The sequence below is a fragment of the Butyrivibrio sp. AD3002 genome, from assembly GCF_000420905.1.
Lineage (GTDB): Bacteria > Bacillota > Clostridia > Lachnospirales > Lachnospiraceae > Butyrivibrio.
On record NZ_ATVV01000012.1, the window covers coordinates 1 to 22,019 of the forward strand.

At 43.3% G+C, this 22,019-nt stretch carries 21 protein-coding genes; 8 read left to right on the plus strand and 13 right to left on the minus strand.

Going from position 1 to position 22,019, the window contains the following annotated elements; all coding sequences use genetic code 11:
- Positions 1-279, plus strand: a 279-nt coding sequence (locus G596_RS0109480) for a transposase (RefSeq protein ID WP_022761605.1), incomplete at its 5' end; no start/stop codon positions are given.
- 179 nt (positions 280-458) lie between these two features.
- Here G596_RS0109480 and rpsA read toward each other — a convergent pair.
- From rpsA to G596_RS0109505, 5 genes are all read right to left on the minus strand, one after another.
- Positions 459-1,592: a 30S ribosomal protein S1 gene (gene rpsA / locus G596_RS0109485; protein WP_022761606.1), complete on the minus strand. Its 1,134-nt coding sequence runs from the start codon at positions 1,590-1,592 to the stop codon at positions 459-461.
- Complete coding sequence (ispH, locus tag G596_RS0109490) at positions 1,573-2,427, minus strand: 4-hydroxy-3-methylbut-2-enyl diphosphate reductase (RefSeq protein WP_026497796.1); 855 nt, start codon at positions 2,425-2,427, stop codon at positions 1,573-1,575. Before ispH ends, rpsA begins: the two co-directional genes overlap by 20 nt.
- Positions 2,428-2,546: 119 nt before the next feature.
- The gene (gene cmk / locus G596_RS0109495) at positions 2,547-3,209 is read right to left on the minus strand and encodes a (d)CMP kinase (RefSeq protein ID WP_022761608.1); all 663 of its coding nucleotides are present in this window, start codon (positions 3,207-3,209) and stop codon (positions 2,547-2,549) included.
- 62 nt (positions 3,210-3,271) lie between these two features.
- The gene (locus tag G596_RS0109500) at positions 3,272-4,543 is read right to left on the minus strand and encodes an NAD(P)/FAD-dependent oxidoreductase (protein WP_022761609.1); all 1,272 of its coding nucleotides are present in this window, start codon (positions 4,541-4,543) and stop codon (positions 3,272-3,274) included.
- 21 nt (positions 4,544-4,564) lie between these two features.
- Positions 4,565-5,119 carry a TetR/AcrR family transcriptional regulator gene (locus G596_RS0109505; protein ID WP_022761610.1) on the minus strand — a complete coding sequence of 185 codons (555 nt, stop codon included), beginning with the start codon at positions 5,117-5,119 and terminating at the stop codon, positions 4,565-4,567.
- A 253-nt stretch (positions 5,120-5,372) separates the two neighbouring features.
- Between G596_RS0109505 and G596_RS0109510 the strand changes: the two genes are divergently transcribed.
- On the plus strand, positions 5,373-6,182 hold the full coding sequence (locus G596_RS0109510) for a hypothetical protein (RefSeq protein ID WP_022761611.1): 810 nt from the start codon (positions 5,373-5,375) through the stop codon (positions 6,180-6,182).
- Positions 6,183-6,289: 107 nt separating this feature from the next.
- On the opposite strand, the gene G596_RS0109515 is transcribed toward G596_RS0109510, so the two are convergent.
- The 6 genes from G596_RS0109515 to gap form a co-directional block, all read right to left on the minus strand.
- Positions 6,290-7,639: an NCS2 family permease gene (locus G596_RS0109515; RefSeq protein ID WP_026497799.1), complete on the minus strand. Its 1,350-nt coding sequence runs from the start codon at positions 7,637-7,639 to the stop codon at positions 6,290-6,292.
- A gap of 210 nt (positions 7,640-7,849) precedes the next feature.
- On the minus strand, positions 7,850-9,868 hold the full coding sequence (locus G596_RS0109520; protein ID WP_022761613.1) for a methyl-accepting chemotaxis protein: 2,019 nt from the start codon (positions 9,866-9,868) through the stop codon (positions 7,850-7,852).
- A gap of 175 nt (positions 9,869-10,043) precedes the next feature.
- On the minus strand, positions 10,044-10,790 hold the full coding sequence (gene tpiA, locus G596_RS0109525; RefSeq protein ID WP_022761614.1) for a triose-phosphate isomerase: 747 nt from the start codon (positions 10,788-10,790) through the stop codon (positions 10,044-10,046).
- Between the two features lie 71 nt (positions 10,791-10,861).
- Positions 10,862-11,608: a triose-phosphate isomerase gene (tpiA, locus tag G596_RS0109530; protein ID WP_022761615.1), complete on the minus strand. Its 747-nt coding sequence runs from the start codon at positions 11,606-11,608 to the stop codon at positions 10,862-10,864.
- A gap of 106 nt (positions 11,609-11,714) precedes the next feature.
- On the minus strand, positions 11,715-12,950 hold the full coding sequence (locus tag G596_RS0109535; RefSeq protein WP_022761616.1) for a phosphoglycerate kinase: 1,236 nt from the start codon (positions 12,948-12,950) through the stop codon (positions 11,715-11,717).
- 69 nt (positions 12,951-13,019) lie between these two features.
- Complete coding sequence (gene gap, locus G596_RS0109540; protein WP_022761617.1) at positions 13,020-14,045, minus strand: type I glyceraldehyde-3-phosphate dehydrogenase; 1,026 nt, start codon at positions 14,043-14,045, stop codon at positions 13,020-13,022.
- 281 nt (positions 14,046-14,326) lie between these two features.
- On the opposite strand from gap, the gene G596_RS0109545 reads away from it, so the two are divergent.
- Both G596_RS0109545 and G596_RS0109550 read left to right on the plus strand, forming a co-directional pair.
- The gene (locus G596_RS0109545) at positions 14,327-15,169 is read left to right on the plus strand and encodes a cache domain-containing protein (protein WP_022761618.1); all 843 of its coding nucleotides are present in this window, start codon (positions 14,327-14,329) and stop codon (positions 15,167-15,169) included.
- 23 nt (positions 15,170-15,192) lie between these two features.
- On the plus strand, positions 15,193-16,023 hold the full coding sequence (locus G596_RS0109550) for a histidinol-phosphatase HisJ family protein (RefSeq protein ID WP_022761619.1): 831 nt from the start codon (positions 15,193-15,195) through the stop codon (positions 16,021-16,023).
- Between the two features lie 78 nt (positions 16,024-16,101).
- On the opposite strand, the gene G596_RS0109555 is transcribed toward G596_RS0109550, so the two are convergent.
- Positions 16,102-18,135 (minus strand): methyl-accepting chemotaxis protein, encoded by a 2,034-nt coding sequence (locus tag G596_RS0109555; RefSeq protein WP_022761620.1) that lies wholly within the window; start codon positions 18,133-18,135, stop codon positions 16,102-16,104.
- Between the two features lie 16 nt (positions 18,136-18,151).
- On the minus strand, positions 18,152-18,388 hold the full coding sequence (locus tag G596_RS0109560) for a hypothetical protein (protein WP_022761621.1): 237 nt from the start codon (positions 18,386-18,388) through the stop codon (positions 18,152-18,154).
- A 176-nt stretch (positions 18,389-18,564) separates the two neighbouring features.
- Between G596_RS0109560 and G596_RS0109565 the strand changes: the two genes are divergently transcribed.
- Genes G596_RS0109565 through G596_RS0109580 form a run of 4 tightly spaced genes read left to right on the plus strand, consistent with a single transcriptional unit; the run spans position 18,565 to position 22,016 of the window.
- Positions 18,565-19,287: a GGDEF domain-containing protein gene (locus G596_RS0109565; RefSeq protein WP_022761622.1), complete on the plus strand. Its 723-nt coding sequence runs from the start codon at positions 18,565-18,567 to the stop codon at positions 19,285-19,287.
- Between the two features lie 10 nt (positions 19,288-19,297).
- Positions 19,298-19,786 (plus strand): RNA polymerase sigma factor, encoded by a 489-nt coding sequence (locus G596_RS0109570; RefSeq protein ID WP_155829234.1) that lies wholly within the window; start codon positions 19,298-19,300, stop codon positions 19,784-19,786.
- Between the two features lie 41 nt (positions 19,787-19,827).
- Positions 19,828-20,949 (plus strand): transglutaminase domain-containing protein, encoded by a 1,122-nt coding sequence (locus tag G596_RS0109575; protein WP_242829179.1) that lies wholly within the window; start codon positions 19,828-19,830, stop codon positions 20,947-20,949.
- 14 nt (positions 20,950-20,963) lie between these two features.
- Positions 20,964-22,016: a type II secretion system F family protein gene (locus G596_RS0109580; RefSeq protein WP_022761625.1), complete on the plus strand. Its 1,053-nt coding sequence runs from the start codon at positions 20,964-20,966 to the stop codon at positions 22,014-22,016.
- The last annotated feature ends 3 nt before the right edge of the window (positions 22,017-22,019 follow it).

Sequence of the window (22,019 nt, forward strand, 5' to 3'; positions counted from 1 at the left end):
AAGACAGATAAAAACAGAACCATAAGAATAAACGAAGCACTGACCGCTATGCATCAGGAGGTTATAAATAATCTTGAAAGCATCCAGGGAGCACTCCTTAGAATGAACAGATCCATTCAAGCGGAAGGTACTTTCGGAATCATAAAAAATGATCGTTGGTATAAAATAATAGTCCGAAAAGGAATAGAATCCGTAAAACTTGAGGTTCTTTTGGTTTCAATAGGTCATAACTTATATAAATATCACAATAAAAAGATGCATCTCCAAGAAGCTGCCTGAGTTTAAAAAGTTTGTAGTTCTTGGGGAAAGGGGTATTATACTCTGTTTTTGCCAGAAACAGCATGCCTCACAAAAAATGATATAAAAAGGGAGCTGGAAAAAATGATTATCTCATTTTTTCACAGCCCCTTTACTCAATTTCATATAGAACTTTTATAATGCTTCAAAATCAATCCTGATTATTCAGCATCCTGCTCAGCGATAGCCTTCTCAATATCTACTGATACAACATCACCGCTCTCCTCAGCTTCGTCCTTCTCGGGAGCTGTAAGAGCCTTGATGCTAAGGCTGATCTTGCGATCTGCTTCGTTGAAATCAACTATTCTAGCTGTAACTTCCTGACCGATGCTAAGTACATCTGAAGGCTTCTCAATGTGCTCTCTTGCGATCTGAGATACATGAAGAAGTGCGTCGATGCCGGGCTCAAGCTCGATGAATGCACCAAAGTCAGTCATTCTTGCAACCTTACCGGTTACCTCGTTACCAACTGCATACTTGGAATCAGCATCCTTCCAGGGATTCTCATCATCAAACTTTCTGGAAAGAGCGATCTTGCTGCCATCGATACCCTTGATCTGAACCTTAACTGTATCGCCAACCTTGAAGGTCTTCTTAGGATTCTCAACACGTCCCCAAGACATCTCAGAGATATGAAGAAGTCCGTCTGCGCCGCCGAGATCGATGAATGCACCGAAATCTGTAACGTTCTTAACAACACCTTCAACGATATCGCCAACACCGATTGTCTCAAACAGCTTCTTAGCCTGCTCAGCCTTCTCAGCTGTGATGAGCATCTTGCGGTTACCGATATATCTTCTACGCTTAGGATTGTACTCTGTAACTACGAACTGAATCTCCTGTCCTTCGTACTTGGAAAGATCCTTCTCGTAAGTATCTGATACAAGACTTGCAGGGATGAAGATACGAACTTCATCAACTACTACTGTAAGACCGCCATCGAGAACCTGAACAACCTTAGCTGTAAGTACCTCCTGGTTGTTATAAGCCTCTTCGATACGCTTGTTTCCTCTGTCGAGGGCAAGTCTCTTGTATGAAAGGATAACCTGACCGTCTGCATCATTGGTCTTAAGGACTTTGACATCCATTGTGTCACCTTCCTTAACAACCTGAGTAAGATCGATACTGTTATCGTTACTATACTCGCTCTTGGTAAGTACACCATCTGATTTATAGCCAATGTTAAGAATAATCTCATCAGGCTTCACAGATATAACAGTGCCTTCAACGACCTCCCCCGTATGAATTGTTTTGAACGACTCATTGAGCATTTGTTCAAAAGATTGTTCTGACATGATTCTGAACCTCCTCGATAATGTTCTTTGGGGTGGACGCCCCGGCGGTAATACCCACTAGTTTAACCGCTTTAGGAAGTTCTAAATGCAAGTCATCCAGTGTCTGAATAAAATATGTATTGGCACACTTCTTACTGCATATCTCATACAGTTTCCTTGAATTAGAACTGTGCGCTCCGCCTATCACTATCATAGCATCGACTTTAGCAGCGATAGCTTCCGCTTCTGTCTGTCTTTCTTCAGTCGCACTACAAATAGTGTTCACAACATTAACATTGTAGCGCGTATCTGAAAATTTATCAACGGTTTCTTGAAATTTATTTATATTAAATGTTGTTTGTGATACTATACAGATTTCCGTTCCCTCTTTCAGGTTTAAAGCCTCCGCCTCTTCAGGGGATTCCACCACGAAAACAGGTCCCGTAGCATAACTCACAATACCGTCAACTTCAGGATGTTTTGCGCTGCCTACAACCACTATTGTTTTGCCCTCTGCGCTCTCTTTCTCGACTATGTTGTGAATTCTTTTTACAAAAGGACAGGTCGCATCGACATAGTCAAGGCCCTGCTTTTCAATAAGTTCATAGATTTCCTTGCGGATACCGTGGGATCTGATGATTACGATTCCCTCCGTAAGCTTCTTTAAATCCTCTGCACCTTCAATTACCTGAACGCCCTGTTTTTCAAGATCCGAAACCACAGTTTCGTTATGAATGATAGGGCCGTAGGTGTAGATTTTTTTACCCTTATTCTTTTCTATCTGGTCATATACCACGTCCACGGCTCTGGTTACACCAAAGCAGAAGCCGGCATGTTCGGCAAGAATAACTTCCATAGTGCTTCGTCCTTTCCCCTCATCCGCCCTTCGGGCACCTTCCCCCCAGAGGGGGAAGGCCCTTCTTGTTTTGCCTTCCCCCTCTGGGGGAAGGTGGCGCGTAGCGCCGGATGAGGGCATTAATGTCCCTTATACAGAGATATAATCCTGTCTGCCACTTCCTCGATTGTCATATAGGAAGAGTCGACCTCCACCGCATCATCTGCCTTTTTAAGCGGTGAATTTTCTCTTGTCATATCTCTGTGGTCTCTCTCCTTGATATCTGCCTCGATCTCATCGATGTTGCAGGTTTCGCCCTTTTCGATAAGCTCTTTGTATCGTCTCTCGGCGCGTACTCTGGTTCCCGCTGTAAGATAAATCTTCAGCTCAGAATCGGGAAGGACAACAGTTCCGATGTCTCTTCCGTCCATGACAACATCTGTGGTCTTAGCCTGCTTTCTCTGAAGCTCCACAAGCTTTTCCCTAACCTTCGCATTAGCGCTGGTCTTTGAGGCCATAGCGCTTACCTCTTCTGTCCTGAGGAGCGAGTTAACGTTTTCTCCGTTGAGATAAACTACCTGCTCTCCGTTCTCATGTCCTATGGAAATATCTGCGCTGTCGATGTTCTTTTCAATCTCTGCGCTATCATCTCCGGATACGCCGTTTCTTATCATGTGAACAGCCATTGCACGGTACATAGCACCCGTGTCAATGTATATGAATCCAAGCTTCTTGGATACGATCTTTGCAATTGTACTTTTGCCTGCTCCTGCAGGTCCGTCTATGGCAATACTGCTTCCCATATTTGTTCTCCTTTCTATTCCCCTCATCCGCCCTTCGGGCACCTTCCCCCAAGGGGAAGGCTTTAATTTGTTGCTGCGGATTCGCCCGCCAGGTGTCCCGTTGACCAGGCTATCTGCAAATTAAAGCCGCCGGTCTGAGCATCTACGTCTATAACTTCACCGGCAAAATAGAGCCCCTTTATCTTTTTGGACTCCATCGTCGAAGGATTTATCTCGTTCACGGCAACGCCGCCACGCGTGATTATAGCTTCGGGGAAACCGCGAAGTCCCTCAACCTCCATCCTAAGATTTTTGATCAGTGACACAAAAGAAAGTCTCTCTCCTCTTGTTATCGAGTTGACCTGTTTCTCGGGATCTATGCCCGACAATCTTATCATAACAGGTATCATCTTTGAAGGAAAAAGTGAATTCAGGCAGTTTTTAAATTGTCTGTTCTTACCATTTTCAAACTCTCTTTGTATTCTTTTATCCAGTTGTTCTTCAGTAAGTGCCGGCTTAAGATCGAGATGAATCACATAAGAATACTTCTCTCCCTTTTTGTCAGCCTCCTCGTAATAACAGCTGGATGTAAGGATCAGCGGTCCGCTTACGCCAAAGTGCGTAAACAGCATCTCTCCGAATCCGTCATAAACATACTTCTTTTTCTTTCCGGGACCGGACGCAGGAATCTGCTCCAGTTTTATCGCAACATTTTTAAGAGAAAGTCCCTGAAGCTCAGCGCACCACTCTTCCTTGATGTTATAAGGAACAAGTGACGGTGTGGTCTTCGTTACCTTTAATCCCAACTCTTTAGCAAATTTAAGACCATCTCCGGTAGATCCGGTAGACGGATAGGACAAGCCACCGGTACACACTATTACAGCATCAAATTCACTTATACCGGAATCCTCGGAAACTACGCTCTTTACATGGCCATCTTCTCCGACCTGAATCCACCTGACCTCGTCCTGATATCTGATATCCACTTTGTTTTTCTTAAGGATTCTAACGAGTGTGCTTATTATGTCTGAGGAATGATCCGACACAGGAAATACCCTGTCGCCGCGCTCCGTCTTAAGCTTACAGCCGTTATCCTGAAAAAGGCGCATTACCGCTTCATTGTCAAAACCGTATAGTGCGCTGTACAGAAATTTGGAACCGTGTGGTATTTTATCAAAATATTCAGATATATCGCAGGCATTTGTTACATTACACCTGCCCTTACCGGTTATGTAAATCTTCTTTCCCGGCTTTTCATTTTTTTCAAAAATAGTGACGGCTGCTCCGCTATTCGCCGCGGAAATAGCCGCCATCATTCCGGCTGCACCGCAGCCAATTACAGCAACCTGCTTCATAAAACTCCAATTACTCCAAAATCAGGAAAGTCTGAATGCCTCATATGCGGACTCGAGCATAGAAACAGACTCAGCCTCTTCAAGGTCAAAATCACCGGTTACAGCCATGCAGCCTGCGCCGTGGATAAACACCCACATCTTCATGAAAAGCTGCTCCGCATCCGGAACACCCTGATCCTTAGCCTTTGAAACCTCTCTTACAACATTGTCATCAGAACCGTTGACAATATCATACATGCTACGTCCCTCAAGCGCATTCGCAGTAATAAACAGAAGCTTAAAAAGATTCGGGTACTTCTGCGCAAAGGTGATATAGCTAAGTCCAAGATCAATGAAGGGCGTATCATGGTTATTACCGGTTTCCCTGCAATGCTTCTCGAAGGTATCTACCGCCTTGGCGATGACATCCTTTTTAAGTTCATCCATATTCTCATATATTCTGAAAATAGGCTGTGTTGAACATCCTGCAGCTGCGGCAAGACGTCTTGACGTGATCTGATCAAAGCCCTCTTTCTTAGTGATTTTAAATGCAGCATTTACTATTTCTTCCTGCGTAATCGTGGCTTTTCTTGGCATAGGATTCCCCTCCGTTTAAGCATATTGTTAATCGTATCATGTGTTATTATTTTAGTGTTTTGAAATTCTCATGTCAATCGGGAACTCTGTAAAGTCTTAGAACAAATTGAAAGAAACTATCATTTTTTCTCAGATAAAAAGAAAGTTATTTTCAGACAATAATATAAGTTGTCAGAATATTGCAAAAGTGGTATAATCAATATAGGTATTTATGTGCAGTTATCTGCACGCTTGGGGAGACTGGAGGGTTACTATGGAAGATTTAAGTATTTCAATGGTCAGAACCGGCACAGAAGCTATCCGCCCCACTCAGACCGCGGATACCACGAGCAAAGCTGCGGAAACCCTGAAAGAGCAAAATAAAGATGACAGTTCGAGAAAAGAACGGATCCAAGAGGTTCTTAAGGATGTTATAGCTGTATCCAAGGATGGTGATACAGCACAAGCAAGTAAAATCTCCCAGGATAAACTGAAAGAGACCGAAGAGATTGGCGATGTCAAGGAGCTCAAAACCAAACAGGACGCAGGCCCTTCTCCTGCTGAGCGCGCTATTGAAGATGCCGAGAAGGCAAAAGCCCAAATTGAAGAGGCACACAAAAAAGCTGAAGCTGCAGAAAAGAAAGAGAATCCTTTCAACGAAATAAAGAAAGAGAATCCCTTTAATGCAGAAAAGAAGGAAAATCCTTTTAACGAGCAGAATAAGGCTCCTGAGTTAAGCAAGGTTCACGCAAACCAGCCTACTGCCAATACCAAGAATCCCAATGTCCGTTCCTTTGATTCCTACACTGACGCACAGCTTCGCCAGATGTATATTAAGGGCGATATCTCGCGTTATGATTATGACCACGAGATTACAACCCGTGAGGAATCCGGCAATAACAAAAATGCTGAAATACGGGAGGAAAAGGTATTTCAAGAGGGCATCGTAAGAGCCATAGATAACGAGGAAAAGGCCGAGCGAAGCGGAGCTAATATCGAAAGGGCTTTTGATGAGGAAGCCAATGATAATATGAAAGCCGAACAGCGAATGGCTATGGTTGATGCAGCTGAGCTGACAGGCTAAGCCGGCAGATAAGAATTAAATAACACGAACTTTTTCATAGAAAGAGAGCGCGTACATCGACTGACACTGGATGTGCGCGCTCTCTTTATTATCTGTTTTATAAACTATTACTGGAAGTTGGTAATAAGTGCAACTATTCTAACTGCAAACATTACAAATACAATCCACATAACAGGTGATACGTCCTTAGCCTTGCCAATGAGAAGCTTAACGATAACCCATGCAAGAACTGCGAACATGATACCGGTTGCTATTGAATATGAAAGCGGCATCATAACAAGTGCAAGGTAAGCACCAAGAGTATCTGCGATATCACCGTCAAAGGTAATATTCTTAGCACTGGAAACCATAAGCATTCCAACATATACAAGTGCGGGAGCAGTTGCAAATGAAGGGATAGCAAGGAAAATAGGGCTAAGTACAAGTGATACAACAAACATGATACCTGTTGTAAGAGCTGTAAGACCTGTACGTCCGCCTGCAGCAACACCGGCACCTGACTCAACAAAGCTTGTTACTGTTGAAGTACCAAGGCATGCACCAACTGTTGTACCGATAGCATCTGACATGAATACGCTTCCAACCTTGGGAAGGTTTCCGTCCTCATCAAGGAGGTTAGCCTTATCTGCAACACCTACTACTGTTCCTACTGTGTCAAAGATATCAACATAAAGGAAACTGAATACTATAGCAATAAACTCAACAAAATGAGCTGCAGCCCATCCGAAGTTAAACTTGAATGCTGTATCTGCAATTCCGCCGAGCTGAAGTCCTGCTGAAAAATCAGGGAATACATTAGTTGCTGTATACCAGCCTGTAGCCTGTGCAACCATTCCGAGAACCCATGTAGCAATGATTCCGATAAGAACAGAACCTGTAACATGGAAGTGCTCGAGTACGATAATTATGATAATACCAATCAGGCAGAGAACAACGTCTGCATCAGCAAAGCTACCGAGTGCTACTGTAGTAGATTCACTGGGAACGATAACGTTTGCTCCTCTAAGACCGATAAATGCGATGAAAAGACCGATACCTGCAGAAATACCGAACTTAAGGTTCTGCGGTATACTGTTGATGATCTGCTCACGAATCTTAACAAGTGACATAAGAAGGAAAATGATACCTTCTACAAATACAGCTGTTAAGCAGATCTTGAATGCATTCTCACCCTCTGCTGCAAGCTCACCAAGGCAAACAGTGTAAGCAAAGTAAGCATTAAGTCCAAGTCCTGCTGAAAGAGCTATAGGATAATTGGCCATGAATGCCATACAGAATGTAGCAATCGCTGATGCAATAGCTGTAGCTACAAATACACCACTTGGATTCATTACAGTTCCAAGAATACTGGGGTTAACGGCGAGAATGTACGCCATTGAAAGGAACGTGGTTAAACCGGCAATAATCTCGGTTTTCACCGTAGTATTGTGTTCCTTGAGATGAAAAACTTTCTCCAACATGTTACTCTCCTCCTTTTGCGGGTAGACCGCTGTGCATGAACACATAAGATAAAAAAACCTTTTAAAATATATCATAATTCAGTAGCATCAACAATATAAATAACCACGGAATTAATTGAATTTTACATCCTTTTTGCACAAAAAAGTCCCGCCATCAAATGTCTGTGATTGATGGCGGGATTTCCCTATTCCATAAAAATTTATCAATTAAGACTTGAAGAATTTCATCTCTTCATTGAGCTGTTCCGCAATAGCCTTCAGGCTGTCGGCTGAACCTGCAAGTGTTGTTACCGTAGCTGAAAGCTCCTGCATGGAAGCTCCGGTCTCCTCCGAAGATGCAGCATTTTCTTCTGAAATTGCGGAAAGTGCACTCATGGTGTCAACCACAGCATTCTTGGAGGATTCGCAGGTATCCGCGCCTTGAGAAATAAGCTGTACCCCTCCAACAGTGCTTCCGATATCCTCAAGCATTCCGTTAACAGCATCAAGGGTTTCTCCGATGGCAATCTGCTGTTCATTGTTACCCTGCTTAACATCCTCTGCAGCGGCAACAGCTGCTTTACTCTGTTCAAGAAGTGTACCCATCTCCTTCATGATGTCATCAGCCATCTGCTTGGAATCATCTGCAAGCTTACCGATTTCTTCAGCAACAACCGCAAAGCCTTTTCCTGCTTCACCAGCTCTTGCTGCCTCAATTGAAGCATTGAGTGAAAGAAGGTTTGTCTGGGTAGCGATGGAAGTAATACCTTCAACCTTTTCACTGATATTGTCAACAGCTTCCTGCGTAGCCTGAATCGTTCTTGCAATGTCATCAATCTTGGCTGTCATCTCAGCAGAAGAATCCTGAAGGGATGTAAGTGATCTGCTTGAAACTTCGGATGCTTCCTTCATCTTTCCGGCAAGTCCGGAGAGGTTTCCTGTTGATGTCTGCACATCTCCGACAGCATCACCGATAAGACCTACATTTTCTGAAGCACTCTGAATCTCATCAGCCTGCTGCGTAGCACCGGATGCAATCTCCTGCACCGCATTTGATACATCCTCTGCCGTCTGCGAAATCTGGTTAGCCATGTCGGAAAGTTCTTCCGAAGAGGATCCGACATTTGCAGCGGATGCCTTAATATGTGAAACTATTTCATCAAGGGTATGTATAACAGAATTAGTATTTCTGGATATCTGTCCAAACTCATCTTTTCTGTTAGCTTCTTTTCCAACCTTTTCAAAACGTCCGTCAGCAAGCGCGGAAAGAGATTTCCCGACTGCTAAAATCGGTTTTGTAAAGCTATTAGCCATTACGAAAGATACAATAATCACGATTACCAGCAGCACCAGGCCTACAATTATAGTAATAGTAGCTGATTTTCTTGCAGATGCAAGCACCTTCTTCTCATTGCTTGCTGCGCAGACTCTAAACTGTGATTGGGGTTCTTTTACATATGCGACATAAGCATCATAGCCCTTGCCTGTATCCACAAAGTAGAAGCCTTCGTCCTTGCCCGAAACCATAAACTCTGATTGAACTCTGCTCTCCTCTTCATGCTCGCCTTCACCGATTTTATACTGTGAATGTGCCGCTACAAGGCCTTCTCTATCTACAAGGAAGGCATCCTCTGCTTCATTTGCCAGAAGTTCATGGAAATTATTAAGGTCATAGTTCCTGTGAACAATACCTATAGCCTTACCATCATACATAATAGGCGCAGCAAAAGTCAGCATACGTCTTCCGTTCTTCTTACTGATCTGAACGTTGGAAACATATACGGTTCCTTCCATCGCCTTCTGGAAGTACTCTCTGTCAGAAACATCGATACAATCTCCGGATGTTCGAGCAATCTGCATTCCTGTCGCATCTGTAATTGCAGTAGTATCTCCATCATTCAGGATAGTGTCACACTCCGAAAGAGTATTTATAATTGCATCCAGCGGAATATCTCCCTCCTTGGCAACAAAATTGACCACGGTAGGACTTCCGGCTATACTCCTTATCATTTTCATATTCGTATCAAGCACAGTAACAAACGACTGCTCCAGATACCATGCCTCCCATTCCAGGGAATCCTGAGCATCAGCAAGAGCTTTATCCGTAGATGTCTTATAGCTTACAATTACAGCTATCAAAAGAGGTATCGCAGCAGCCAGTATCATTATACAAATCAGTTTGGTCTTGATACTGTCCTTAAAGCTAACTCTTTCAGTACTTCCGTGAGCATTTTCATTCTTTGCCATAACACGCCTCCATGATGAAATATATCATTTGAAAAGAAATAGTTTCTCATCAAAAATTATATAACCTAAGCATGCCTTAAAAAGTGAATTTGTGAACATTTAATCGTTTTTTTATACCAAGTTTATATATAAAAACCTGCCACCATGAATATTTTTTCATAGTGCCAGGTTTGTCTTAACAATTAACGATTTTACCAAAATCAGGTTTAAGAGATGCACCTCCCACAAGACCTCCGTCAATGTCAGGCTGCGAAAACAGCTCTTTGGCATTAGCCGCATTTACAGAGCCGCCGTACTGGATGCGAACTCTCTCCGCTGTACCTTCACTATAGATTTCAGCAATGCACTCGCGTATAGCCTTGCATACCTCCTCTGCCTGTGCCAATGTGGCAGTTTCACCTGTTCCGATAGCCCAGATAGGTTCGTATGCAATTACCATCTCTTCCACATCCGAAGCAGGAACTCCTGCAAGATCAGACTTTATCTGCATTCTGATGAAATCGAGTGTGATGCCTTTATTCCTCTGCTCCAGTGTTTCTCCGCAGCACAGGATAGGTGTAAGGCCGTGTTCAAAGGCCTTCTTCACCTTTTTATTAAGTTCTTCATCTGTCTCGTGGTTATATTCACGCCTCTCCGAGTGACCGAGAATAACGTATTTAACGCCTGCATCCGTAAGCATTCCCGGTGCTATTTCGCCTGTATAAGCGCCATTCTCCTCAAAGTGCATATTCTGTGCACCTATTTCTATATTTGTTCCCCTTGTGGCTGTCATTGCAGGGATAATATCAATAGCAGGCACACATAAAACGACGTCAACCTCTGTATTGTCAACCAGCGGACGAAGCTTTGCAATAAAAGCAGTCGTCTCTGCCGGTGTCATATTCATCTTCCAATTTCCGGCTACTATTCTTTTTCTAGACATTACAAATACTCCATATAAAAATGAGTTCAGTTGATGAAGCCAACTGAACTCATCTCTTATTTTAATATATATTATGCGTTAACAATCTTACCAAAGTCGGGCTTAAGTGAAGCACCACCGATAAGACCGCCATCGATGTTGGGCTTTGAAAGAAGCTCAGCAGCGTTGCCTGCATTCATTGATCCGCCGTACTGGATACGAACTTCATCAGCTGTAGCCTGATCGTAAAGCTTAGCAACAAGCTCACGGATAAATGCACAAACTTCTTCAGCCTGGTCAGCAGTTGCTGTCTCGCCAGTTCCGATAGCCCAGATAGGCTCGTAAGCGATAACAAGCTTCTTAACCTGATCAGCTGTTACACCGCTAAGATCCCATGTGATCTGTCTCTCGATCCACTCCTTGTAAGTACCGGCCTTACGAAGTGCAAGTGACTCACCGCAGCAAAGGATAGGTGTAAGACCTGCAGCAAATGCCTTCTTAACCTTAGCATTGATAAGAATATCATTCTCGCCGAAGATGTCTCTTCTCTCGGAATGTCCCATGATAACATACTTAACGCCTGCATCTACGAGCATGGGTGCGGAAATCTCACCTGTGAAAGCACCCTTATCCTCGATGTAGAAGTTCTCAGCACCAACATTAACGTTTGTGCCCTTTACAGCCTCTACGACAGGAACGATATCAATTGCAGGAACGCAGTAAACTACGTCTACATCATCATTTTTAACTAAATCTTTAAGCTCAGCAACAAGCTTTACAGCTTCAGAAGGTGTCATGTTCATCTTCCAGTTGCCGGCAATGATTCTTCTACGTGCCATTTTAATAAGTCTCCTTTATTGTTTTTCATAAGGAAGTTCGACTCTCGCACTTCGTGCTCGATCGAACTAACAGTAATACTAAGCTCGAGAAATACCTCGATAAGTATTACTTGTTATCTGCAGCAACAACACCGGGAAGCTCCTTACCCTCAAGGAACTCAAGTGAAGCACCGCCACCTGTTGAGATGTGGCTCATCTTGTCAGCAAAACCAAGCTGATTAACAGCTGCTGCACTATCACCACCACCGATGATTGTTGTAGCATCTGTCTCTGCAAGCGCCTTAGCAACAGCCTTTGTACCTTCAGCAAGTACAGGGTTCTCGAATACACCCATAGGTCCGTTCCAAACAACAGTCTTTGCACTCTTTACAGCATCTGCGAAAAGATCTCTTGTCTTCACACCGATATCAAGACCTTCCTTGTCAGAAGGAATTGCGTTGGACTCAACGATTGCTGTCTCAATATTAGGATTGTCGATAGGATCCGGGAATCCGCCTGATACAACTGTATCAACAGGAAGAAGAAGCTTCTTGCCGTTCTTCTCAGCCTTCTCCATCATCTCCTTACAATAATCAATCTTCTCGTTATCTACGAGTGAAAGACCTACTTCATAGCCCTTAGCCTTAAGGAATGTGTAAGCCATACCACCACCGATGATAAGTGTATCGCACTTCTCAAGGAGGTTATTGATAACGTTAAGCTTATCAGCAACCTTAGCGCCGCCAAGGATTGCTACGAAAGGACGAACCGGATTCTCAACGGCATTGCCGAGGAAATCGATCTCTTTCTGCATAAGGTAACCAACTGCGCAGTTGCCACCCTTCTCACGAACATACTTTGTAACAACAGCTACGGAAGCGTGTGCTCTGTGAGCAGAACCGAAAGCGTCACATACATAATCATCACAAAGATCTGCAAGCTCTTTTGCGAAAGCTTCGCCTGCATCTGAAGGCTTTGTCTCTTCCTTGCCACGGAAACGTGTATTCTGAAGAAGAACTACATCACCCTCGCCCATAGCCTCTACAGCAGCAGTTGCATCTGCACCTGTTACGTTGTAGTCAGCGATGAACTTAACGTCCTTGCCAAGCTTAGCAGAAAGGCTCTTAGCTACAGGAGCAAGAGACTCACCCTCGTTGGGGCCATTCTTAACCTTACCAAGATGTGAGCAAAGGATTACCTTGCCGCCATCTGCGATAAGCTTCTTGATTGTAGGAAGTGCAGCATTGATACGTGTCTCGTCTGTGATTTCACCATTCTTGAGCGGTACGTTGAAGTCACAACGAACAAGTACTCTTCTGCCCTTTGCGCTGAAATCATCAACAGATTTCTTATTAAGTGCCATTATAATAGCCTCCTTGTTATAAAATTTAAGGCCCGGTCCTTACGGACCGGACCTTTTCTTAATCAGTGATTACTTAACAAATTTTTCAAAGTACTTGATTGTACGAACCATCTGAGATGTGTAAGAGTTCTCGTTGTCATACCATGAAACAACCTGAACTTCATAGAGGTCGTCACCAATCTTTGTAACCATTGTCTGAGTTGCATCGAAGAGTGAACCATATGTCATTCCAACGATATCAGAAGATACGATCTCATCCTCGTTGTAACCGAATGTCTCAGGATCAGAAGCCTTCTTCATAGCCTCGTTGATGCTCTCCTTAGTAACTTCTGTGCTGCTCTTAACTACAGCGAAAAGAAGTGTTGTGGAACCTGTCGGAACCGGTACTCTCTGAGCAGCGCCGATGAGCTTGCCGTTGAGTTCAGGAATAACAAGGCCGATAGCCTTTGCAGCACCTGTGCTGTTAGGAACGATGTTAACAGCGCCTGCACGAGCTCTTCTAAGGTCACCCTTTCTCTGAGGTCCGTCAAGGATCATCTGATCACCTGTGTAAGCATGGATTGTTGCCATGATACCGGACTGGATAGGTGCATAGTCGTTAAGAGCCTTAGCCATAGGTGCAAGGCAGTTTGTTGTACAAGAAGCTGCAGAGATGATGTTGTCATCTGCTGTAAGTGTCTCGTGGTTAACGTTATATACGATTGTAGGAAGATCATTTCCTGCAGGAGCAGAAATAACAACCTTCTTTGCACCAGCGTTGATGTGTGCCTGAGCCTTGTCCTTAGATGTGTAGAAACCTGTACACTCAAGAACAACGTCTACACCGATCTTACCCCAAGGAAGGTTATTAGCGTCAGCTTCCTTGTAAATTGTGATCTTCTTTCCGTTTACTGTGATGGAATCGTCATCGAAAGATACCTTATCAGCATACTTGTACTTACCCTGTGAAGAGTCATACTTAAGAAGGTGTGCAAGCATCTTGGGTGCTGTAAGATCGTTGATTGCTACGATCTCTGTTCCCTCGTGCTCAAACATCTGTCTGAATGCAAGACGACCGATACGGCCAAAACCATTGATTGCTACCTTTACTGCCATTTTAAGTCCTCCTAAAATGATATTAAAATTTATTTGCTGCTACTAATTCTTTACAACGTGATTGTCAAAAATTTGACAGCAAATTTATTTTATCTAACTTCTCTCAATTTTTCAAGTAATCTTTGGGCAAAAACACAGAATTATCAAAAATTTCCTTATATAGAATCAAAAATGTACGCATAATCGTTTTATCTGAACTCTTAATTGATAAAATTCTTTCTATACTCTAGAATATAGGATGTTTTTGAACAAAAAGATTTATGATTTACAAGGAGATCATTATGGGAGACACAGAAAACAACAATTTTTCAGGAATTAGTATGAAAACAATTATTATTGTAGTAATAATAGTTGGTTTACTTCTGGCATTCCTGATTCCGCTTATCGCATTTCTTTCGGTTAATCACATGAAAACCTCGGACAAGGTACTCAGCAGTACTCACGATTCCATGAAATGGGAAGCACATAATATTGAAGGCGAGTGGCAAAGGGTTATAGACGAGAATCTGGGATCCCTTGAGGCTGTTGCATTATCGCCTTCCACAATTTCTTATATGGAAGATACTGCCAATGCAGAACTTGCAGACAGTGAATTATCTTATCTGCAGAGTGTTGAATCTTCTCTTTCCGAGGATTCAAAAATCATTCTTACCGGCGCTGACGGCATGCAGCTCCTTAGTACAGAAGGCGACCTTAAGGATGTCTCTGAAAGAGATTATTTCGCAAAAGCCATAAGCGGAGAAAATGCCATATCTGATGTCATTGTTTCAAAATCAACAGGTGCTCTATTAGTAACCTTTGCCGTTCCGGTCAAATCCGAAAGCGGTAATATCCTGGGTATCGTTCAGAGAAACTATGATCTTTTCAATTTTCATAAAATCCTGGCAGACCAGAATGATCACGCATTTCTTGTGGACAGCTCGGGAATGCTTGCGGCTCATTCCCAATTTGCAGCAAACGGTGACTCAGTCGAAGATTTGAGCCACGAGCTCTTCATGACTCAGGAAACAGGGGAAGGTCTTTACAGAGCCAATAATGGACAGGGCACCTGGTATAATCTCTATCATTTAAGAAACGAAGCTTCGGACTGGACCATTTGCGTGGTAAAAGAAGAAGAAAAATAATGAATTCATAACGGAGAAAAAACATGTCAAAACAATTACCGGCAGATTTTCATATGCACACACACCACTCGGGAGATTGCGACTCTCCCATGGAAGCTGTCATAGAGCAGGCTATCAAAAAGCAGCTACCCGCAATTTGTATCACAGAGCACATGGACATGGACTATCCCGATGTTCCGGACGGAATAACGGATCAGTTCGTAGTCGATACGGATGCCTATTATAAAGAGTACTCTTCTATTAAAGATAATTATGCCGATACCATTGATATTTATTTTGGAATCGAGCTTGGAATGCAGCCACAGGTTGTGGACGCAAATCTCGAGTATGCAAAGAAATATCCCTTCGACTTTATCATAGGTTCCAATCACGTATGCCACGGAAAAGATCCCTACTTTGCTTCTTTCTATGAGGGACGCACTGAAAAGGAAGCCTTTACCGAGTTTTTCGAATCAACTCTCGAGAACATAAACTTATTCGACGATTTTGATGTCCTCGGCCATCTGGACTACCTTGTGCGCTACGCTCCTAATCTGAATAAGAACTACACCTACAAGGATTATTCAGATGTCATCGATGAGATCCTGAAGACTCTTATTGCAAAAGGAAAAGGACTTGATGTAAACACCAAGTCCCTTTATACAGAGCCCACTTTGGGAGATCCCAATCCCTCACGCGAAGTCCTCGCCCGCTACAAAGAGCTGGGCGGCGAGATCATAACCTTTGGTTCCGATGCGCACAAGCCCGAGAATGTCGGTCTTGGCTTCGAAACCGCTGTAGAAATCGCCAAAGCCTGCGGCTTCAGGTATTACACACTGTTCGCCAAACGTAAGGGCACGTTTATTAAGCTTTGATCATAAGGAAGTTCTGCTCTCGCTTTGCTCGCCAGAACTAAGTGCGCACCAGCAGCTCGAAATAACCTCGCTGGGTGCTTACTTAAAGAACGCCATTTCGGCATTAAGCTTCTCGGCAACTTCCTTAAGGGAGTCTGCTGAGGATGCCAGCGTTGTAACGGTTGCTGAAAGCTCCTGCATGGAAGCACCGGTCTCCTCTGAGGATGCAGCGTTCTCCTGCGAAATAGCGGACAGTGATGCCATAGCATCGGCAACCACATTCTTTGCATCTACGCAGGTTCCTGCGTCAGTTTCAATACTCTTAACACTTACAACCGTTGATGAAATGTCTTCTATCATAGCATTTACGCTCTGAACTGTACTGCCGAGCACTGCCTGCTGCTCGTCGTTTTGTCTCTGAACCTCTGATGCCATAGCAACCGCTGACTGAGACTCTGACAACAGCACATCCATCTCTCTTCTGATATCATCTGCCATAGTTCTGGAATCATCAGCAAGCTTTCCGATTTCCTCAGCAACAACCGCAAAGCCTTTTCCTGCTTCGCCTGCTCTTGCTGCCTCGATGGAAGCATTAAGTGACAATAGGTTTGTCTGGGATGCAATGGATGCAATTCCCATAACCTTCTCGTTGATATTCTCAACTGCCTTACTGGTTGCACCAATCTTCTCCGTGATCTGTACGATACTCTCGCTCATGCTCTCGGAACTATGCTGCAGGTCTGCAAGACTCTGCGCAGATTCTGTGCTGACTTCCTGCATTCTGCCTGCAAGATTTGCAAGATCATCCGTGCTGGTCTGAACATTGCCGGTTGCTTCGCCGATACTGCCGACATTCTCTGTTACGCTCTGAATCTCGTCAGCCTGCTGCGTTGCACCTGATGCAATTTCCTGAACCGCATTGGATACATCGTCTGCTGTCTGCGAAATCTGATTAGCAGTATCCGCCAGTTCCTCAGACGAACTGTTCACGGATATCGTCGAATCCTTAATGCTTGTAACAATTGAATTCAGTTTATCAATAACCGCATTGGTGTTATTGATGATCTCACCAAATTCATCCTCTCTTTTTGTGAACTTAGTAATCCTATGAAACTCGCCATCTGCAAGCTTACTAACGGAATCATTAACCTCTTTAAGCGGAAGCGTAAAGGAATTGGCCATCTTAAGGGATACAAATATCGCAATGATTATCATGGCTAATCCAAGTCCGATGATAATATTGCAGGATTTATATGTGGGTGCCATTATCACATTATATTGTGCTGCAGTTACAATAAGCCAACCGGTCTTGGGTTCCTTTTGGAAGGACATAACATACTTTATTCCATTATTCGTTCCAATGGTACTTCCGTTATCAGCAGACTGAGATTGCTTATAAAGACCAAAATCACTAAAATCAATAAGATTATTTGCATCAATCTCCATCGCGCAATGTCCGATAAGCTCGCCCGCTGAAGATAGTATGAAAGCCTCTTCCCCCTTTGATGAATCAACATTTTCCGCAAGAAAAGAATTCATATTATCAAGGCTATAACTTCTCATTATGGTTCCAATAACCTGCTGCCCCTGATCAAAAATAGGGGTAATAATGAAAATTGTAGCCTTTCCTGTAGTCTTGGAGGCATATACTCCAGAAACAAAGGTATTGCCCTTAAGCGCATTCTGAAAGTAATCTCTGTCAGCGATATTCGTTAATTCTCCTGATGACCTTACCACCTGATTTCCGTCTGGAGCTGTAACTACAATAGAGTTGTCTCCATCAAGCTTACTCTCCATATCCTGGAGCCAGGCCTGCATAGCCTCGTTATCACGCTGATCTTCAGGTGTTTGCATATAGCTGACCATATAAGGGCTCGAAGCTGCTGTCTGAAGAGCACTGACCATCTGCTCAATGTGTTCCATGTAAGCATTCTCTATTACCTGAGCCTTCTTTACATTAATTGACTCAGCATCCTCTAAAGAGTTAGTCATTGAACTGCGATAGCTTACAACAACCGATACCAGTATCGGAATTATGCAGATAAGCAGCATAACACTGATAAGCTTCGGCTTTACGCTTTTTAATGAAAAGCCTTTCTTTTGTGCGCCTTGTTCCTTTTTTTCCTGTGCCATCTTAATTACCTCCGTTTTAAATATCCTTATCAACTGTCAGAAAACACTCTTCTGCCAGCTCGGTTTCCTTTTCATATAAAAGCTCTTTAAGCCTGAAAATCCAAAGACCTTTTGGAAATGACATGATCTCATCCTTCTTTACTCCGAGACGCAAAAGCCGCTTTCGCAGCTGCATGCACTCATCTATGTAAAGATAGATTGCCAGAGTCAAAATAATGATAAACATCAAAATAAAGACAAACAAAATAATCATAATCCCACCTCGCGTTCATTATACTAAATTCCATTTTGCTAATGTGTGATTTTCCGAATATTTTAGGTTAACTTTATCCTTAGTTTATGGTTAGAACATTTTTTTTGAATAACCTATACCTTATAATATTTAAGTAAGAAAATATGCCATTTTATGCCCACGGAGGGAGATTGGGGATGTCCAAAAAACCTGACCTTGTAAAGAAAATATGCATCACCAAAGCTGTATTTATGGCAGTTTTCATTTTGCTTGCAGCAATATACTTTTTCATCCTTATAACTAATCAGAATCTTCGCAGTTCCATCTTTGAGGACAAGGCTTATCTCGTATCTTTTATAGTTATATGGCTCTGTCTTCTGACAGGATTTCTTTGCGTTTTCCTGGATTTTATTCTTATGAAGAAAAACCGGAATATGCTTCGGGATCTGCGCGATCTGTCTTTTCTTGATAAACTCACGGGTCTCCCCAACAGATACAGTATCGACCGCATATCTCAGAAATACGACTCTCCCGAAAAGCTCCTGCACCTAGGGTGTGTCCTTATGGTGCTGGATAACTTAAAAGAGATAAATGAAAAAAGCGGACGTGGAAGCGGTGACAAAATCATTTCCGATTTTTGTTCAATTCTTGAATCGGTTGGAACTCAGTATGGTCTTATTGGAAGAAACAGCGGTAATGAATTTTTGGTCGTAATCGAAAACTGTGACAGAACCGCCGTCGATCTTTTCCTGGGTGATCTCGGAAGAAGAATTCACAACAGGAATGCTCTTTCTCCGGAGAATCCCATAACGCTTTCATATTCAAGCGTCCTTGGGGACAGTGTAAATGCAGACCATTTTTATACTTTAATAACCTGTGCTTACAGGAATTTTACTGAAAACCCGAATGTTCTTACTTAAGGTGCAACAGATGATGTTAGGGAAGCGTTCTTCAAGAATACAACAGCTCGTTCTTGATATGTGGAACGACGACACAGAGGCTTTCACAGAGATCTACTGTCTCACCGTGGATGATACCTACAACTATTGCCGGCACATCCTTGGTGAAGACGACAGGAGTCTTGAGGCTGTGCGCGAAATATACTCCATTGTTGTAAAGAACATACTTAAGCTCAAAGATCCTTCCCTTTTTGATGCGTGGCTTCGCCGCATCGCTTTCGACGTATGTTATGACCGGGTCATGGCAGAAGGCCGCACCGATCTGTACTCACTGCTCCATCCGGAAGAGATCGAATCTTTGTCATTTTTTGAGAGAGAGATTTTCTTCCTGCATGATTTTGTAGGACTATCAGATAAGGATATTGCAAACGCTCTTCATATTACAAAGCGCCATGTAGAAAAGAGCCTCACAAACTCAAGAGAACACATTTTAGAGCTAAGAAAACTAAGACGCGCGTGATGACTATGGAATATGTAAAAGACAGGAAGAATAAATTTCATATGAGCGATAACGAGATTTCTTCCACTCTCCTTGAGGTATTGGAGTTATCCGGGAAGGCCGGTGCTTTTGCGGGAGAAAATCAGGAAAAGAGCAAAGCATCAAGAGGCTTTATAAAAAGCGCTCCGGATTTTCTTTCCGTGAATATTTATGTGAGCCTCGCTATGCTTGTCATTATCACCCTGTCTCCGATTTTGCTGCTTGTTCTGCCGCACGGCATTGTCATTGACGCGGACAGACTGCTTGCCGCAAAAGCCATGGCTAACCGTGAGACCTATGATGTCTCGACACTTGTTAAGGGAACAAGGGACAATACCCCTGTGTGTCTAAAACCCAAGGCAGACGGCAAAGTCGTATACAAAAACGATGTCGCAAAGGTTGATGCAACAAACGCATCTGAGGGCTATGTGATAATACGCTATACCGGCGAATCGCCAAAGGTAAAGCTCAGAATAACCGGTCCCGATGAAGTTGTATACACCTATAACCTCACAACAGACGGCGGAAAGGATGAGGTTTTTCCTCTTCAGGCAGGGGATGGAAAATATCTCATCGCAGTTTATGAAAACCTGGTCGGAACACAGTATGTAACGGCATTTACTCAAAACATAGAGGTCACCCTTAATGACGAATTCCTGCCGTTTTTGTATCCGAATCAATATGTGAACTTTAATGAGGGCAATCAGGCGATAGCCTACAGCGAGTATTTATCCTACACGGCAAACGATGACCTGGATGTAGTTTCCGCAATATATAACGCCCTGATCAGCAGCATGTCCTATGACTACGAGGAGGCTGAAACCGTACAGAGCGGTTACCTTCCGGACATAGATGAAGTTCTGACCACCGGAAAAGGCATCTGTCTTGACTATGCCGTGCTGATGACATCAATGCTTAGGTCCCAGAGGATACCCACCAGAATGGAGGTCGGCTACGCGGGAACCGCATACCATGCATGGATAAGTACTTATATAAAAGATGTGGGCTGGGTAAACGGAATGATTCAATTCGACGGCAAAAAATGGTCGCTTATGGATCCGACTTTTGCTTCCACGACAGAAACCACAAAGCTGGCATCCTTTATCGGTGATGGTGAAAACTACCAGACTAAATATATTTATTAACTGAGGAAAACACTATGAATTCAAAGGCTGAAAAAAAACTATCTGACTATGAGATATCCGTTTTCTGCAGGCAGATGGCAATGCTGATAAAAGCAGGTATTGCCCCGCTTGAAGGAATAGAAATCATGCTGCAGGATTTCAAATTTGAAGGGGATGATTCCACACTTAAGACCATCTCACAAATTCTGAGTTCCGGCGAAAGATTTCACGTTGCCCTGCAGATGACCGGAGCTTTTCCAAGCTATGTGATACACATGGTAACAATAGGTGAGGAGTCCGGTAATCTGGATCTGGTAATGGATTCCCTTGCCGATTACTACGAGCAGGAAGATACCATACGCACAAATATAAGCAGCGCCATCTCCTACCCTCTCATAATGATAGGAATGATGATCGTTGTAATCATTGTTCTGATCACACAGGTGCTTCCCATTTTCGGTCAGGTATTCGCTCAGCTCGGAACCAGCATGAACAGCTTTTCGAGGTCGCTCTTGGCTGTAGGAAGCGCGCTAAACCGCTACTCCATCGTGTTTATAGCTATCATGGTTATTTTTGCGGCCGGCTGTATCTTCTTCGTTAAAACTAAAAAGGGGCATGATATTTTCAGAACTATCGGCATGCACATTCCTCCGATAAGAAAGATTTACGGAGAGATTGCAACCGCCAGATTTGCAAATGGAATGGTACTTACTCTGTCAAGCGGAATGGACACCTATGAAGGACTCCGCCTTGTAAGTAAGCTGGTTGAATACAAGGACATGGTTGTAAAAATCGAGACATGCCGCTCACTTATCGCAGCGGGTGACAGCTTCCCGGAGGCTGTTAAGGAAGCCGGTATCTTCAACAAGTTTTACTCAAGGATGGTTGCCATCGGCTTCCAGTCCGGTTCAATGGATACCGTAATGCAGCAAATAGCCAGAAAGTATACGGATGAGACCCAGAGAAAAATGTACAATTTCATTTCTATCCTGGAGCCCACACTCGTAATCATCCTTTCACTGATAGTAGGACTTATCCTTCTGTCAGTAATACTGCCACTGATGGGAATCATGTCATCGATCGGGTAATTA

Excerpts from the sequence above, each read along its gene's own strand:
- G596_RS0109560 (WP_022761621.1), bottom strand. The coding sequence starts at position 18,388 with ATGATTATTTTGTTTGTCTTTATTTTGATGTTTATCATTATTTTGACT.
- G596_RS0109500 (WP_022761609.1), bottom strand. The coding sequence starts at position 4,543 with ATGAAGCAGGTTGCTGTAATTGGCTGCGGTGCAGCCGGAATGATGGCG.
- tpiA (WP_022761615.1), bottom strand. The coding sequence starts at position 11,608 with ATGGCACGTAGAAGAATCATTGCCGGCAACTGGAAGATGAACATGACA.
- ispH (WP_026497796.1), bottom strand. The coding sequence starts at position 2,427 with ATGGAAGTTATTCTTGCCGAACATGCCGGCTTCTGCTTTGGTGTAACC.
- rpsA (WP_022761606.1), bottom strand. The coding sequence starts at position 1,592 with ATGTCAGAACAATCTTTTGAACAAATGCTCAATGAGTCGTTCAAAACA.
- cmk (WP_022761608.1), bottom strand. The coding sequence starts at position 3,209 with ATGGGAAGCAGTATTGCCATAGACGGACCTGCAGGAGCAGGCAAAAGT.
- G596_RS0109555 (WP_022761620.1), bottom strand. The coding sequence starts at position 18,135 with ATGGCACAGGAAAAAAAGGAACAAGGCGCACAAAAGAAAGGCTTTTCA.
- G596_RS0109505 (WP_022761610.1), bottom strand. The coding sequence starts at position 5,119 with ATGCCAAGAAAAGCCACGATTACGCAGGAAGAAATAGTAAATGCTGCA.
- gap (WP_022761617.1), bottom strand. The coding sequence starts at position 14,045 with ATGGCAGTAAAGGTAGCAATCAATGGTTTTGGCCGTATCGGTCGTCTT.
- tpiA (WP_022761614.1), bottom strand. The coding sequence starts at position 10,790 with ATGTCTAGAAAAAGAATAGTAGCCGGAAATTGGAAGATGAATATGACA.
- G596_RS0109550 (WP_022761619.1), top strand. The coding sequence starts at position 15,193 with ATGTCAAAACAATTACCGGCAGATTTTCATATGCACACACACCACTCG.
- G596_RS0109510 (WP_022761611.1), top strand. The coding sequence starts at position 5,373 with ATGGAAGATTTAAGTATTTCAATGGTCAGAACCGGCACAGAAGCTATC.
- G596_RS0109565 (WP_022761622.1), top strand. The coding sequence starts at position 18,565 with ATGTCCAAAAAACCTGACCTTGTAAAGAAAATATGCATCACCAAAGCT.
- G596_RS0109520 (WP_022761613.1), bottom strand. The coding sequence starts at position 9,868 with ATGGCAAAGAATGAAAATGCTCACGGAAGTACTGAAAGAGTTAGCTTT.
- G596_RS0109580 (WP_022761625.1), top strand. The coding sequence starts at position 20,964 with ATGAATTCAAAGGCTGAAAAAAAACTATCTGACTATGAGATATCCGTT.
- G596_RS0109545 (WP_022761618.1), top strand. The coding sequence starts at position 14,327 with ATGGGAGACACAGAAAACAACAATTTTTCAGGAATTAGTATGAAAACA.
- G596_RS0109535 (WP_022761616.1), bottom strand. The coding sequence starts at position 12,950 with ATGGCACTTAATAAGAAATCTGTTGATGATTTCAGCGCAAAGGGCAGA.
- G596_RS0109570 (WP_155829234.1), top strand. The coding sequence starts at position 19,298 with ATGATGTTAGGGAAGCGTTCTTCAAGAATACAACAGCTCGTTCTTGAT.
- G596_RS0109575 (WP_242829179.1), top strand. The coding sequence starts at position 19,828 with ATGAGCGATAACGAGATTTCTTCCACTCTCCTTGAGGTATTGGAGTTA.